Origin of the sequence: Streptomyces sp. NPDC089799, from assembly GCF_040684755.1 — a bacterium.
Classification (GTDB): Bacteria; Actinomycetota; Actinomycetes; order Streptomycetales; family Streptomycetaceae; genus Streptomyces.
In genome coordinates this window covers 165,214-177,980 of record NZ_JBFBGR010000015.1, presented here as the reverse complement: position 1 = coordinate 177,980, position 12,767 = coordinate 165,214, and the positions used below count along the sequence as shown (strand labels likewise).

16 protein-coding genes are annotated in these 12,767 nt (G+C 71.4%); 9 read left to right on the top strand and 7 right to left on the bottom strand.

What is annotated here, in order from left to right; genetic code table 11:
- The first annotated feature begins 291 nt into the window (after positions 1 to 291).
- From AB0O36_RS19020 to AB0O36_RS19010, 3 genes are all read left to right on the top strand, one after another.
- Positions 292 to 1,206: a DUF4097 family beta strand repeat-containing protein gene (locus tag AB0O36_RS19020; protein WP_365111417.1), complete on the top strand. Its 915-nt coding sequence runs from the start codon at positions 292 to 294 to the stop codon at positions 1,204 to 1,206.
- Between the two features lie 232 nt (positions 1,207 to 1,438).
- On the top strand, positions 1,439 to 2,392 hold the full coding sequence (locus AB0O36_RS19015; RefSeq protein ID WP_365111415.1) for a DUF4097 family beta strand repeat-containing protein: 954 nt from the start codon (positions 1,439 to 1,441) through the stop codon (positions 2,390 to 2,392).
- 1 nt (position 2,393) lies between these two features.
- On the top strand, positions 2,394 to 3,392 hold the full coding sequence (locus AB0O36_RS19010; RefSeq protein ID WP_365111412.1) for a helix-turn-helix transcriptional regulator: 999 nt from the start codon (positions 2,394 to 2,396) through the stop codon (positions 3,390 to 3,392).
- Between the two features lie 33 nt (positions 3,393 to 3,425).
- Here AB0O36_RS19010 and sigJ read toward each other — a convergent pair whose 3' ends face one another.
- The gene (sigJ, locus tag AB0O36_RS19005; RefSeq protein WP_365111409.1) at positions 3,426 to 4,340 is read right to left on the bottom strand and encodes an RNA polymerase sigma factor SigJ; all 915 of its coding nucleotides are present in this window, start codon (positions 4,338 to 4,340) and stop codon (positions 3,426 to 3,428) included.
- 182 nt (positions 4,341 to 4,522) lie between these two features.
- Here sigJ and AB0O36_RS19000 point away from each other — a divergent pair, with 182 nt between their 5' ends.
- The 3 genes from AB0O36_RS19000 (at position 4,523) to AB0O36_RS18990 (ending at position 6,202) form a co-directional block, all read left to right on the top strand.
- Positions 4,523 to 4,993 carry a carboxymuconolactone decarboxylase family protein gene (locus AB0O36_RS19000; RefSeq protein WP_365111407.1) on the top strand — a complete coding sequence of 157 codons (471 nt, stop codon included), beginning with the start codon at positions 4,523 to 4,525 and terminating at the stop codon, positions 4,991 to 4,993.
- 61 nt (positions 4,994 to 5,054) lie between these two features.
- Positions 5,055 to 5,441: a DoxX family protein gene (locus tag AB0O36_RS18995; RefSeq protein ID WP_365111405.1), complete on the top strand. Its 387-nt coding sequence runs from the start codon at positions 5,055 to 5,057 to the stop codon at positions 5,439 to 5,441.
- Positions 5,442 to 5,647: 206 nt separating this feature from the next.
- A complete protein-coding gene (locus tag AB0O36_RS18990; protein ID WP_365111403.1) occupies positions 5,648 to 6,202 on the top strand; it encodes a hypothetical protein in 555 nt (184 codons plus the stop codon).
- A gap of 400 nt (positions 6,203 to 6,602) precedes the next feature.
- Here AB0O36_RS18990 and AB0O36_RS18985 read toward each other — a convergent pair whose 3' ends face one another.
- The 3 genes from AB0O36_RS18985 to sodN all read right to left on the bottom strand — a co-directional run bounded on the left by AB0O36_RS18985 (position 6,603) and on the right by sodN (position 8,420).
- Positions 6,603 to 6,812, bottom strand: a complete 210-nt coding sequence (locus tag AB0O36_RS18985; protein WP_365111401.1) for a helix-turn-helix domain-containing protein — start codon at positions 6,810 to 6,812, stop codon at positions 6,603 to 6,605.
- 55 nt (positions 6,813 to 6,867) lie between these two features.
- On the bottom strand, positions 6,868 to 7,833 hold the full coding sequence (locus AB0O36_RS18980) for a zinc-binding dehydrogenase (RefSeq protein ID WP_365111398.1): 966 nt from the start codon (positions 7,831 to 7,833) through the stop codon (positions 6,868 to 6,870).
- A gap of 191 nt (positions 7,834 to 8,024) precedes the next feature.
- Entirely contained in the window at positions 8,025 to 8,420 is a 396-nt protein-coding gene (gene sodN, locus AB0O36_RS18975) for a superoxide dismutase, Ni (protein WP_365111395.1), read from the bottom strand.
- A gap of 173 nt (positions 8,421 to 8,593) precedes the next feature.
- Between sodN and sodX the strand changes: the two genes are divergently transcribed.
- The gene (sodX, locus tag AB0O36_RS18970) at positions 8,594 to 9,016 is read left to right on the top strand and encodes a nickel-type superoxide dismutase maturation protease (protein ID WP_365111393.1); all 423 of its coding nucleotides are present in this window, start codon (positions 8,594 to 8,596) and stop codon (positions 9,014 to 9,016) included.
- Here the strand turns inward: sodX and AB0O36_RS18965 are convergent.
- Positions 8,920 to 9,549: a CGNR zinc finger domain-containing protein gene (locus AB0O36_RS18965; protein ID WP_365111390.1), complete on the bottom strand. Its 630-nt coding sequence runs from the start codon at positions 9,547 to 9,549 to the stop codon at positions 8,920 to 8,922. The two genes, sodX and AB0O36_RS18965, sit on opposite strands and share 97 nt — an antisense overlap.
- Positions 9,550 to 9,755: 206 nt before the next feature.
- Here AB0O36_RS18965 and AB0O36_RS18960 point away from each other — a divergent pair, with 206 nt between their 5' ends.
- Positions 9,756 to 10,508: a class I SAM-dependent methyltransferase gene (locus AB0O36_RS18960; protein ID WP_365111388.1), complete on the top strand. Its 753-nt coding sequence runs from the start codon at positions 9,756 to 9,758 to the stop codon at positions 10,506 to 10,508.
- 130 nt (positions 10,509 to 10,638) lie between these two features.
- Positions 10,639 to 10,974 (top strand): hypothetical protein, encoded by a 336-nt coding sequence (locus AB0O36_RS18955; RefSeq protein ID WP_365111385.1) that lies wholly within the window; start codon positions 10,639 to 10,641, stop codon positions 10,972 to 10,974.
- An 86-nt stretch (positions 10,975 to 11,060) separates the two neighbouring features.
- Here the strand turns inward: AB0O36_RS18955 and AB0O36_RS18950 are convergent, their stop codons facing one another.
- Together AB0O36_RS18950 and AB0O36_RS18945 are read right to left on the bottom strand one after the other, a co-directional pair.
- On the bottom strand, positions 11,061 to 11,822 hold the full coding sequence (locus AB0O36_RS18950; RefSeq protein WP_365111382.1) for an amino acid ABC transporter ATP-binding protein: 762 nt from the start codon (positions 11,820 to 11,822) through the stop codon (positions 11,061 to 11,063).
- Positions 11,822 to 12,694, bottom strand: coding sequence for an amino acid ABC transporter permease (locus tag AB0O36_RS18945; RefSeq protein ID WP_365111438.1), 873 nt, complete (start codon positions 12,692 to 12,694; stop codon positions 11,822 to 11,824). Before AB0O36_RS18945 ends, AB0O36_RS18950 begins: the two co-directional genes overlap by 1 nt.
- Positions 12,695 to 12,767 lie beyond the last annotated feature (73 nt).

The window sequence follows — 12,767 nt, the reverse complement described above, 5'->3', positions numbered from 1 at the left end:
ACAGCGGCTGGATCTCCCTCGCCTGGTGCGCCGGCATCGCCCTCCTCGGCTTCATGTGGTCCATGAAGCACTTCAACAAGGACCGCACCCACTGACCGCGCCCACTGAAACCGGGTGACTCGACCGGCAGTTGACCGCACCTGCCGATGATCGGAACGTCACCGCCGCCACCGCACTGTCCGGCGCAGCTCAGTACAGTCGCAGATGCGCAGCCCGTGGCCGAAAATCGCCGTCACGGGCTGCCAAGCGGTACCGGTACCGGTCCTGCTCACTATCCAAGAGGCCACCGCCATGCCGATATTCGTCACACCGAAGCCGATCCGAGCCACTGTCGAACTGGACGTCGGCAATGTCTGGATCATCGCGAGCGACCGCACCGACACCGTCGTGGACATCCGGCCCTGTGACCACCGGGACCCCCGTGACGTGGTGACCTCCGACCAGACCCGCATCGACTACGCGGCGGGCGAACTGGTGGTGAGCGTGCCCAAGGCGCGGGACCTGGCGCGGGCGGGCGGTGCGGTGGCCATCGTGATCCACCTGCCCAGCGGGTCCGGACTCCACGGGGACGCGGTCTCCGGAGAGTTCAGGGTGGACGGCCGGCTGGGGGAGTGCCGGCTGACCAACGACTGCGGCCACATCCGGCTCGCCCGGACCGGGACCCTGCACCTGACCTCCGGGCTCGGCAACGTCACGGTGGACCGGGTCGCGGGTGACGCTCGGATCGCCGCCGACTGCGGTGACGTGAACGTCAACGGCGTGGAGGGTGCGGCCATCGTCACCCGGACCAAGGGCGACACCCGGATCGGCGAAGTCCTGGGCGACGTACGGGTGTCCGTGGACAGCGGCGACATCCACCTCGGTGTGGCGCATGCGGCGGTCGAGGCGAAAACGGGCCAGGGCGACATCAGGATCGAGGAGATCGTCCAGGGCCGGCAGGTGCTCGAATCGGAGTCCGGCCGGCTGGAGCTCGGCATCGCCGAGGGCACCGAGGCCCAGCTGGACCTCGACGCCCGCTCCGGCACCGTGTACCGGTCCCTCGACCTCCTCGCGGCCCCGGTCGGCGCCTCTGCGTGTGTCGCCAGGGTCCACGCCCGGACCGCCATCGGGGACATCGTGGTCCACCGGTCGTCGATCCCTGACACCGCGGACGGCGGTGCGGGCCGCGGCCCGGACGGCGGCGTGGACGACGACGGCTGGGGCTGATTCCGGCCGTCGCCCTCCTTCCTTTCCCCTCTGCTTCCCCTCCCTCTCCGCGTCTGCCTTCGGGCGGGCGCGGTTTGTCGTGTCCGGGGTCCGGCCCGCGTGTCCGGCGTCCGGTCCGCTTGACTTCGCCCTAGCGCGATATATCGTGTTGTGAAGGGGGACGCGATATGTTGCGTCGCATCGCATTGCACGCACGGCGTGCAGGGCGGGGACAGCGAGGAGGATCAGCACCATGGCTCAGCAGACCTGGTCGATCGGCGAGCCTCAGAAGCTCGGCTTCGAGGCACCGGTGAATCGGCTGCGCGTACGCGTCCTGGGCGGCACGGTGAACGTGGTCGGTGTGGAGGAAGGGCCCGCCCGGCTGGAGGTCTCCGAGGTGGACGGCCCTCCGCTGCAGATCGTGCAGGACGGTGACACCGTCACGGTGTCCTACGAGGACCTGCCCTGGAACGGTTCCCACGGGCTGCGGGAGTGGTTCGACAGCAAGCCGTGGGAGAAGTGGCGCTCGCTCGCCGGTGACGGGAGCGGGAGCGGGCAGGGCCGCAAGGCGTGGGAGCGCAGCGCCGCCGTCACGCTGACCGTTCCGGTGGGGACGAACGTGCAGATCGCGGCGGTCGGCGCGACCGCGTTCGTCTCGGGGATCAGCGGCGGCACCGAGATCCACGGGGTCACGGGTGACACGACCCTGGTGCGGCTCTCCGGCAGTGTGCGGGCGCGGACGGTCTCCGGCAGCGTCGAGGCCCAGTCCGTCGACGGGGACTTCGGCTTCCGGTCGGTCTCGGGCGGGCTCACCCTGGTCGACGGCGCGGCCGGAGCCGTACGCGCCGAGTCGGTCAGCGGCGACATGCTGCTGGACCTGGCGCCCGCCGCCGCGACGCCGGAGCGGCCGGTCAGCATCAGCCTCAACTCGGTGTCCGGGCAGGTCGCGATCCGCATTCCGCACCCCGCGGACGCGCGGGTGGAGGCCAGCACCACCAGCGGCGGGGTGTCCAACGCCTTCGAGGACCTGAGGGTGACCGGGCGTTTCGGCTCCAAGCGGATCACCGGCACCCTGGGGGCGGGCACCGGAACCCTCCGGGCCACCACGGTCTCCGGGGCCATCGCCCTGCTGCGCCGCCCCGACGCGGACGCCGATTCCGATGCCGCTCCCGAGACCCCTGCCCCGCTCGACAAGAAGGTGCTCTGACATGCCGCCCGTCTTCGCCCACGGCCGCCTCCGCCTGTATCTGCTGAAGCTGCTGGACGAGGCCCCGCGCCACGGCTACGAGGTGATCAGGCTGCTGGAGGAGCGGTTCCAGGGGCTGTACGCGCCCTCCGCGGGCACGGTGTACCCGCGGCTGGCCAAGCTGGAGGCCGAGGGGCTGGTCACGCACGCCACCGAGGGCGGGCGGAAGGTGTACTCGATCACCGAGGCGGGGCGGGCCGAACTGGCCGACCGCAGCGGGGAGCTGGCCGATCTGGAGCTGGAGATCCGGGAGTCGGTGTCGGAGCTGGCGGCGGAGATCCGCGACGACGTGCGCGGGGCGGCGGACGGCCTGCGGCGCGAGATGCGGGCGGCGGCTTCGGCATCGCAGTCCGCGGCCCCGGAGGGGGAGGACGCCTGGGCGGCGGCCAAGGAGGAGCTGCGCCGGGCCCGGCAGGAGTGGAAGGAACAGACCCGCCGGGCCAAGGACGAGAGCCGCCGGGCGAGGGAGGAGGCCCAGCGGGCCCGCCGCCAGGCGAGGGAGGCCCAGGACAAGGCCCGCGAGGACGTACAGCGTCTGGTGGGCCAGCTCCAGGACCAGTTCGGCCGCTCGGGCCTGACACGCTCGGGCCTCTCGGACTTCACGGACAAGCTGGGGGCCTGGCTGGGCGGGGTGGACCCGTCGGCCCCGCCGGCTCCGACCCCTTCGGATCCGACGGTGGGCTCGAAGCCGACCGGGGGACCGGAGCCGACGGTCACCCGGGACCCCGGGGCCGTGGCCGCCTGGGCCGCGGACCTGCCGTCCACCGGAGAGCCGGCCCGCGACCTGGACCGCCTCCTGGACCGCTTCCGCGACGAGGTCCGCGACGCGGCCCGCGACCACGGCGTCACCCCGACCCAGCTCACGCAGGCCCGCCACCACCTGGCAGCCGCAGCGGAGGCACTGAACGAAACGCTGGGCGGGGGAAAGCAGGAGCGCGGGGCAGCCCCGGGGAACGCCTGAGTGGTCCTGTCCGGGCCGGAGGGCCGGGCCGGGTCACCGCTCGGGCAGTCGCGCGAGGTCGGAGACCGGACCGATGTGGCCGAGCTTGTCGGGGTTGGACACGGAGTGGATCGCCCGGACCACGCCGTCGACGACATCGAGTTCGACCGCGCTGGCCACGCGCCCCTCGGCGTCGACGATCAGGGCGCCCGGCCGGCCGTTGATCGAGACCGGCCGCAGCGCGGCGCCGAGCGACCCGAGTCGGCGCAGCCCGCCGACGAGCAGCTGTGCGACGCGTCGCGGCTCGGTCACCGACTTCGCGATCGCCCGCGCCTTGCCGCCACCGTCGCCGTGGAAGACCACGTCGGGCGCGAGCATGCCGAGCAGCGCGTCCATTTCGCCGCCCGCGGCGGCCTCGAAGAAGGTACGGGCGAGTTCCTCGCCCTCCGCCCGCCGCGCCGGGGGCGGCGCGCTGTCGGCCGCCCGTCCTCCGGCGGCGATGCGCTTCCTGGCGCGGGCGAAGATCTGCCGGCAGTTGGCCTCGGTCTTGCCGGTGGTCCGCGCCACGTCCGGGTAGTCGTACCCGAACACCTCGCGCAGCACGAACACCGCCCGCTCCACCGGGGACAGGGCCTCCAGCAGCACGAGGAACGCCATCGACAGGGAGTCGGCCAGCTCGGCGTGCTCGGCCGGCCCCGGTCGGTCGGTGGACACGACGACCGGCTCGGGCAGCCATTCCCCCACGTAGGTCTCCCGCCGCACTCGGGCCGAAGTCAGGTGGTTGATGCCCAGCCGCGTCACCGAAGTGGTGAGGTACGCCTTCGGGGCGGCGATCTCCGTCCCGGCCCGGTGGGCCCGGGTCAGGCCGAGGAACGCGTCCTGCACGATGTCCTCGGCATCGCCCACGGACCCGGTCATCCCGTAGGCGATGGAGAACAGCAGCGGCCGGTATCCCGCCGCATCCGTCACATCCGTTGATCCCCGCACGGAAACCCCTCTCCCGACTCGCACACCGCGCAGGGTATCCGAGGCGTCAGCCTTGTGGATCATGAAAGCGGAGGGAGACGCAGGTCACATTCGGCTCCTGTCACAGCTCGCCCGGGTGCTCTGTCTTTGAGGGGCAACAGCGAACGACGACAAAGGAGTCCACCATGGAAGCCCGTCTGAACCTCTTCGCCAGCCCGGTCGCGGTCAAGGCGTGGAAGCACATCATCGCGGCGAGCAAGGTGCTGGGGGAGTCGACCCTGCCGGCCGCGACGCGCGAGCTGGTGATGCTCCGCGCCAGCCAGATCAACGGCTGCGCCGGTTGCATCGACATGCACACCAAGGAGGCCGCCGCAGCGGGTGAGACCGCCGTACGCCTCCACCTGGTCGTGGCCTGGCGGGAGGCCACGGTGTTCACCGACGCCGAGCGCGCCGCCCTGGAGCTGACCGAAGAGGCCACCCGCATCGCCGACGCCGCCGGCGGCGTCCCCGACGCGGTATGGGCGAACGCCGCCAAGTACTACGACGAGGACCAGCTCGCCGCCCTGGTGACGCAGATCGCCGTCATCAACGCCTTCAACCGCGGAAACGTGATCGTCCAGCAGCCCGCCGGCGACTACGAGCCCGGCCGGCACTGACAGCGGATCGAACGCCGCCCCGGCCAGAGCCCCCTCCCTCCCCCCAGCAAGGACAACATCGATGAACCTCGCCCTGTGGATCGTCACCGGACTGCTCGCCGTCGCCTACCTGCTCGGCGGCGCCTACAAGGTGATCACGCCGAAGGAGAAGATAGCCGCCGGCGGGCCCAGCGGGAGATGGGCCGAGGACTTCGCCGGCGGCGGCGTGAAGGCCATCGGAGCCCTTGAGGTCCTGGCCGCGGCGGGCCTGGTCCTGCCCGCCGTACTCGACATCGCTCCGGTCCTGGTGCCGCTGGCCGCCCTCGGCCTGGTGCTGCTCATGGCCGGTGCGGCGATCACCCGCATCCGGCGCCACGAGACCACGTTCATGGTGGTGGACCTGGTCTATGTCGCCCTGGCGGCCTTCGTGGCCTGGGGGCGCTTCGGCCCCGAGTCCTTCATCGGCTGACCGGGGGCGGCACGTGCGGCCGACGGCTCACCGGCCGACCCTGCCGCCGGTGAGTGTCCCGACGGGAGTCGCGTCAAGCCACGTGTTCCGGTGGCATGACGGCGGGAGTGCGGTGGGGTTCATTGGGAGCAGGTGTTCGCCGGGGAATTCCCGGAAGGGCACCGAGATCGTGTCCCGTTTCCCGCAATGGCTCCCGGAGTATTCCGATGTTCAAGGTTTCCTGCAGTCGACGTGTCGTGTTCGCCGCCGCTTCGGTGGCGCTGGTCGGTGGCGGCATTGCGCTGCCGGCGGCGGCGATGGCCGCACCGGCTCCCCAGCACGTGCTCACCGTGACCCCTCAGGACGACGACGACGACGTTTTCGGCCTGACCGGGCTGCTGGACGGTGACCTCGATGTTTCCGGCGTCATGGGTGGTGACCTGATGGACCCCGGTTACCCGCACGCCATGGGAGGGACGAAACACCGGGGTCTCGGCGGCCTCAGCAGCTGGCGTGGTGACGACACGGACCCGCAGGTCGGCCTCGGTGCCTGGCTGGCGCCCGGTGCCACGGGATCCGAGGGCCGCGCGGCTTCCCCCGATCATCTCCTGTCGCAGATGGGTGGTGGCGGCCATCCCGGCGGCGGGCCGGACGTGCCGATGGGCACGTCCCCGGGAGCCGGCGGCAGTGGCGGTCCCGGGCTGTTCACCGGTGGGAGTACGCCCCCCGGCGGCGGGACGGTCGGAGGGGGCGGGATAGGGGCGATGGGCGGCCATGAGTGATCCATCGCGCCCCGGCCACGCATACCGGTCCTCCGGGCTCAGGCGAGGGTGTGGCGCGGTCCGGCGGCCGAAGAGCGCCGTGAGGCCCGTGCGGGGAGGTTCCGGCACGGCGATGGCGTCCTCGCCGTGCGTCTCCTCGATGCGGGCGATGATCCCGTCCAGGTCGATGCCCAGGCCGGCCGGCGCCTCCCCGTCGGCTTTGGAGAGGCCGCCGCGCCGGCGGGCCCGGGCCGGTTCGGTGCGGACGGCGTCGCGGTCCACGCCGAGGGGGTCCAGGGTGCCCTGTTCCAGGAGCGAGAGGAGCAGGTGCGCCTCGGTGACCGAGGCGGCTCCGGCGCGTTCGGCCTCGGCCCGGGCGCCGATCACCGCGGCGCGGGCCTCGGGGGTGAACGGTCGAACATCACGACCTCCCGTACTTCTTGTGCACGGCCTGCCGGCTCACGCCGAGTTCGGTGGCGATGTCCTGCCAGGACCACCCCTGCGCGCGGGCGCTGCGCACCTGTACGGCCTCCAGCCGCTCCAGCAGACGCCGTAGGGCGGCCACGGAGCGCAGGCCCACGCGGGGATCGGGGTCTCCGGCACGCGCGGCGAGATCCGTCGCTTCCGTCATGCGTGTCAATGTAGGTTGACGCCTCAGGAGTGTCGACCTACATTGACGGCCGTATTCAGGCGGTGGTCAGGACGATCTTGCCGAAGAGGTCGCCCGCCGCCAGCTTCCCGAAGCCCTCGCGGGCCCGGTCCAGGGGGAGGACCTCGTCGATCACCGGGCGGACACCGGTGGCCGCGCAGAAGGCGAGGAGGTCCTCCAGCTCGTCCTTCGAGCCCATCGTGGACCCGACGACCTTGAGTTCGAGGAAGAAGATGCGGGTCAGCTCGGCGTGCGCGGGACGGTCGCCGCTGGTCGCGCCGGAGATGACCAGGGTGCCGCCGGGCCGCAGGGACTTGACGGAGTGGGACCAGGTCGCGGCGCCCACCGTCTCGATCACCGCGTCCACGCGGTGCGGGAGGCGGGCTCCCGGCTCGAAGGCGTCCACGGCGCCGAGTTCCACGGCCCGCTTCCGCTTGGCCTCGTCGCGGCTGGTCGCGTAGACGCGGAGGCCGGCGGCCTTGCCGAGCACGATGGCGGCCGTGGCCACCCCGCCGCCCGCGCCCTGGACGAGCACGGAGTCGCCGGGGCGGACGCCCGCGTTGGTGAAGAGCATCCGGTACGCCGTCAGCCAGGCGGTGGGCAGGCAGGCGGCCTCCTCGAAGGACAGCTCGGCGGGCTTGCGCAGCACGTTCCAGGCGGGGACGGTCACCTGCTCGGCGAACGTGCCCTGGTAGCGCTCGGTCAGGATGGAACGGGGCTCGTCGGGGCCGACCCCGTGGCCGGTCGCACCGATCACGGAGTGCAGGACCACCTCGTTGCCGTCCTGGTCCACCCCGGCCGCGTCGCAGCCGAGGATCATCGGGAGCTTGTCGGCGCTCAGGCCCACTCCGCGCAGGGACCACAGGTCGTGGTGGTTGAGCGAGGCGGCGCGGACGTTCACGGTCACCCAGCCCGGACGCGCCTCGGGCGCCGGGCGCTCGCCCAGCTCGAGGCCGCTCAGCGGCTGGTCACGGTCAATGCGGGCGGCATAGGCAGCAAACATGCCCCCGGACGCTACCGGCCGGTATGCCCCGGGGCCAGCCCCGTCGGCCGCCCGGCGGGTGAGTTCTTCGTCGCACCCGGCCGGCTCAAGGCCGCGCCGGAAAAGCGGAAGGCGACCGGTCGCCGCATGGGCGGCCGGTCGCCTTCCGGGTGCCCGGTCCCCGGAGGGGCGGGCGGGAGGGGGTGCGGGGCTCAGCCCTGCTTGGTCTCCCAGAAGATCTTGTCGATCTCCGCGATGAGCTCCAGCGCCTTCTTGCCCGTCGCCGGGTCGTTCGACGCCTTGGCGGCCGAGATGGCCTTCAGGGTGTCGTTGATCAGCTGGTGCAGCTGGGGGTACTTCTCGAAGTGCGGGGCCTTGAAGTAGTCGCTCCACAGCACCGAGACGTGGTGCTTGGCGACCTCGGCACGCTGCTCCTTGATGATGAGCGCGCGGGTGCGGAAGTCGGCGTCCGTGTTGGCCTGGTACTTCTCCTGGCAGCCAACCACCGACTCGATCTCGATCCGGGCCTGGGCCGGGTCGTAGACGCCGCAGGGCAGGTCGCAGTGGGCACTGACCTTCACCTTGGTGGCGAAGAAGCGGGAAAGCATGGGCGCTGTCCTCCTCGTGATCGTCTTCTCAAGAGGGGAGATTACTCCGTGGAGAAGTGGATTTCGCGGGCGCCCCCAAGGGCTTAGGACAAAAGTCCAGGGTGAGGATGGGGGCGGCGACGGAACGTACGTACGGGCCGCGGGCGGTCAGGATCGGTGAGGAGGAGGCAGGGATGCCGGACGCAGAGCGCTCACGCGGGCGGATGGGTGTCGCGGAGGTGAACGGTCCGTCGATGGCGCCGACGCTGGAGGACGGGGACCAATTGCTGATCCGTTACGGGGCGCGCGTCCGGCCGGGTGACGTGGTCGTGTTGCGTCACCCGTTCCAGCAGAACCTGCTGGTGGTGAAGCGGGCGGTGGAGCGCCGGCCCGGCGGCTGGTGGGTGCTCGGGGACAACCCGTACGCCGTGCCGCCGGGCGACAGCACCGACTACGGGCCGGTGCCGGAGGACCTGGTGCTGGGCCGGGCCCTGTTCCGGTTCCGGCCCCGCGGCGAGCGTCAGACCTCGCTGGGCGCGCGGTTGTCGTGGGCGGCGACCGCGGTCCGCCCGCTGCCGGCCGACGTCTCGGCCTCCAGGCGCTTGCGGGCCCGGTAGGCGGCCACGTTCGCCCGGGTGGCGCAACGGTCGCTGCAGTAGCGGCGCGACCGGTTGGTGGAGGTGTCCAGGTAGGCGTTGCGGCAGGGCGCCGCCTGGCACAGGCCGAGCCGCTCCGGGCCGTGCGCCGTCAGGTGGAAGGCCAGGCCCATGGAGGCGATGGCGGCGTAGCCGGCCGAGGCGTTCGACGGGTGGTCGGCGAGGTGCATGTGCCAGTCGGGGCGGCCGGTGTCGTCGAGGTAGTCGTGACCGGAGATCTGCGGGCTCACCGGGAACTCCATCAGCAGGGAGTTCAGCAGGTCGACCGCGAGCACGTGGTCGCCCGAGTCGGCGGCCTCGAAGACCGCCCGCAGCCGGCCCCGGACGTTGCGGAAGCGCGTCACGTCCGCGTCGGTGACCCGGCGGGCCATCTGGGTGCTGGCGCCGAAGAGGGCCTTGACCGCGTCCACCGAGGTGAGGCGGTCCTTGTTGCGGGCCGGCTCCTCGGTGTTGACCAGGCGCACGGCGAAGTCCGAGTAAGAGGCCAATTCCACGAGTATTCCTTACGGACGTCTGTAACGGCTGGCTTGGCTACCAGGCTATTACGTGCGTCGTCGTTCGTGGCGCCCGCCCGGGGGTGAGGGCGGGCGTTCCGGGTGCTGGGTAATGACCGTGGACCCCTTGCAGGTCTTACGGGTGCGTCCTAGGCTGTGTAACAGCTGACTGGCAAGTGAGCCCATTACGTGTGGAGGGGATCGGGATGACCGTCGAGACCGACTGGCAGGCATGGCAGAGCAGCTGGGACCGGCAGCAGGAGATGTACCTGCCGGACCGCGAGGAGCGGTTCCGGGTGATGCTCGACATGGTCGGGGCGCTGGTCGGCCCCGCCCCCCGGGTGCTCGACCTGGCCTGCGGCACCGGCAGCATCACGAGCCGGCTGCTCGACCGGTTCCCCGGCGCCACCAGCACCGGTGTGGACCTCGACCCGGCCCTGCTGGCCATCGCCCGAGGCACCTTCGCCGGCGACGACCGGGTCGCCTTCGTCACGGCCGACCTCAAGGACCCGGACTGGGTCGGGGCCCTCCCGCACGACTCCTACGACGCGGTGCTCACCGCCACCGCCCTGCACTGGCTGCACAGCCCCGAGCTGGCCGTGCTCTACGGGCAGCTCGCCCCGCTGGTCCGGGACGGCGGGGTGTTCATGAACGCCGACCACATGCCCGATCCGGCCACCCCGCGGATCAACGAGGCCGACCGCGCCCACCGGCACGCCGCCGGGGACCGGGCGCAGGCCGGCGGCGCACTGAGCTGGGCCGAATGGTGGGCGCTGGCGGGCCGGGACCCGGTGCTCGCCGAGCCGACCAAGCGCCGCTACGAGATCTACGGCGAGCACGCCGACGGGGACACCCCGGACGAGGCGTGGCACGTACGGACCCTGTGCGAGGCCGGCTTCGGCGAGGTCCGCAGCGTCTGGCGGTCGCCCTCGGACGCACTGGTCCTGGCCCTCAAGTGAGCCATCGGCCCCGGCCGTCGCCCGTGCCATCGGCCGTGGTCATGGCGTGTAGCCCATCGGTCATGGGCCATCCGGGTGCTTCCCGTGGCCGTGGACTAACCGGTTTCGGCCATGCTTCGTTGGGGTGGGCATGAACCACACCACGCGTGCACTCGCCGCCCTCGCCCTCGCCGGCGCCCTGGTCACCCTCGCGTCCCCGGCCCAGGCCGCCGACGCCTCGACCCCCAAGGCTCCCAGGGCCGCCGCCCAGACCACCACTCCTGAAGTGACGCTTCTGCAGCAGGTGGGCGTCCTGCTCGGCACCTCCGGCCGGGCCGTGACCGACGCCGGCGGCAAGGTCGTCACCGCGGCCGGCACCTTCGTGGAGAACTCGCCCGAGGCGCTCCGCAACACCGTCCGCAACCTGCTGCGCGGCGACCTGGTCGACCAGACCGCCACCCCGGTCCTCAAGCGGGGCCTGCGCTAGCGGGCCCGTGCCGCCGGCAACGCGGAGGGGCGGTACGGAATCCTCCGTACCGCCCCTCCGGCCGTGCACTCGCCCGTGGCGCCCCGTTACAGCACCTTGGACAGGAACGCCTTCGTCCGGTCGTGCTGCGGGTTGGTCAGGACCTCGCGCGGGTGGCCGGATTCCACCACCACGCCGCCGTCCATGAAGACCAGGTTGTCGCCGACCTCACGGGCGAAGCCCATCTCGTGGGTCACCACGATCATGGTCATGCCCGACTCGGCCAGGTCCCGCATGACGTCGAGGACGTCACCGACCAGCTCCGGGTCCAGCGCCGAGGTGGGCTCGTCGAAGAGCATCAGCTTCGGCTCCATGGCCAGCGCGCGGGCGATCGCCACACGCTGCTGCTGGCCGCCGGAGAGCTGGGACGGGTAGTTCCCGCCCTTGTCGCCCAGACCCACCCGGTCGAGCAGCTTGACCGCGCGGGCCCGAGCCACCGACTTGCTCTCGCCCTTCACCATCACCGGGGCTTCCATGACGTTCTCTATGGCCGTCATGTGCGGGAAGAGGTTGAAGCGCTGGAAGACCATGCCGATGTCCCGGCGCTGGGCCGCCACCTCGGTGTCCTTCAGCTCGTAGAGCTTGTCGCCCTTCTGGCGGTAGCCGACGAGCTCGCCGTCGACGTACAGCCGGCCGCCGTTGATCTTCTCCAGGTGGTTGATGCACCGGAGGAAGGTCGACTTGCCGGAACCGGACGGGCCGATGAGGCAGAACACCTCACGCGGCGCGACCTCCAGGTCGATGCCCTTGAGGATGTGCGCGGCCCCGTAGGACTTGTGGACGCCCTCGGCCTTCACCATGGCAGTCATCAGGCCACCGCCTTGCGGTTCGAGAAGCGGGTGAGGTTCGCCTTGACCTTCTGCCACGGCGTGGGCGGCAGGGTGCGCAGCGCACCGCGTGCGTAGTGCCGCTCCAGGTAGAACTGGCCGACCGAGAAGATGCTGGTCAGGACCAGGTACCAGATGGACGCGACGAAGAACATCTCCATCACCGCGAAGGAGGTGGAGGCGATGTCCTGCGAGGCGCGCAGCAGGTCGGGGTACTGGACGGCGACCACCAGCGAGGAGGTCTTCAGCATGTTGATGAACTCGTTGCCGGACGGCGGCACGATCACCCGCATGGCCTGCGGCAGCACGATCCGCCGCATGGTCTGGGTCTGCTTCATGCCCAGGGCGTGGGCCGCCTCGGTCTGGCCCTCGTCGACCGACTGGATGCCGGCGCGGACGATCTCCGCCATGTAGGCGCCCTCGTTGAGGCCCAGGCCCAGCAGTGCCGCCAGGAACGGCGTCATGACCTGGGTCATCTCGTCCTTGTAGAACCCGAGGTTCAGGATCGGGAAGATCAGGGCGAGGTTGAACCAGATGAGCAGCTGGACGTAGACCGGGGTGCCCCGGAAGAGCCAGATGTAGAACCAGGCGATGGTGCTGGTGACCGGGTTCTTCGAGAGCCGCATCACGGCGAAGACCACGCCGAGCACCAGGCCCAGCGCCATCGAGGCGATGCTGATCAGGACGGTGTTGCCCAGACCCGAGAGGATCGAGGGGTCGAAGAGCTTCTCCGGCACGGTCGCCCAGCGCACGTTGCCCTGCGCGAAGGCGTAGACGAGTGCGACGACCAGGGCCAGGACGACGACGCCGCTGATCCACCGGCCGTAGTGGCGGACGGGGATGGCACGGATCATCTCGGGAGGAGTGCTCCCGGCCGGCGGGGTGTCCGCCGGGCCGGAAGTCTTGTCGAGCTTGTCAGTCACAGTG

Coding starts and splice junctions, on each gene's coding strand:
- AB0O36_RS19020 (WP_365111417.1), top strand. CDS start 292: ATGCCGATATTCGTCACACCGAAGCCGATCCGAGCCACTGTCGAACTG.
- AB0O36_RS19015 (WP_365111415.1), top strand. CDS start 1,439: ATGGCTCAGCAGACCTGGTCGATCGGCGAGCCTCAGAAGCTCGGCTTC.
- AB0O36_RS19010 (WP_365111412.1), top strand. CDS start 2,394: ATGCCGCCCGTCTTCGCCCACGGCCGCCTCCGCCTGTATCTGCTGAAG.
- AB0O36_RS19000 (WP_365111407.1), top strand. CDS start 4,523: ATGGAAGCCCGTCTGAACCTCTTCGCCAGCCCGGTCGCGGTCAAGGCG.
- AB0O36_RS18995 (WP_365111405.1), top strand. CDS start 5,055: ATGAACCTCGCCCTGTGGATCGTCACCGGACTGCTCGCCGTCGCCTAC.
- AB0O36_RS18990 (WP_365111403.1), top strand. CDS start 5,648: ATGTTCAAGGTTTCCTGCAGTCGACGTGTCGTGTTCGCCGCCGCTTCG.
- AB0O36_RS18985 (WP_365111401.1), bottom strand. CDS start 6,812: ATGACGGAAGCGACGGATCTCGCCGCGCGTGCCGGAGACCCCGATCCC.
- AB0O36_RS18980 (WP_365111398.1), bottom strand. CDS start 7,833: ATGTTTGCTGCCTATGCCGCCCGCATTGACCGTGACCAGCCGCTGAGC.
- sodN (WP_365111395.1), bottom strand. CDS start 8,420: ATGCTTTCCCGCTTCTTCGCCACCAAGGTGAAGGTCAGTGCCCACTGC.
- sodX (WP_365111393.1), top strand. CDS start 8,594: ATGCCGGACGCAGAGCGCTCACGCGGGCGGATGGGTGTCGCGGAGGTG.
- AB0O36_RS18960 (WP_365111388.1), top strand. CDS start 9,756: ATGACCGTCGAGACCGACTGGCAGGCATGGCAGAGCAGCTGGGACCGG.
- AB0O36_RS18955 (WP_365111385.1), top strand. CDS start 10,639: ATGAACCACACCACGCGTGCACTCGCCGCCCTCGCCCTCGCCGGCGCC.
- AB0O36_RS18950 (WP_365111382.1), bottom strand. CDS start 11,822: ATGACTGCCATGGTGAAGGCCGAGGGCGTCCACAAGTCCTACGGGGCC.
- AB0O36_RS18945 (WP_365111438.1), bottom strand. CDS start 12,694: ATGATCCGTGCCATCCCCGTCCGCCACTACGGCCGGTGGATCAGCGGC.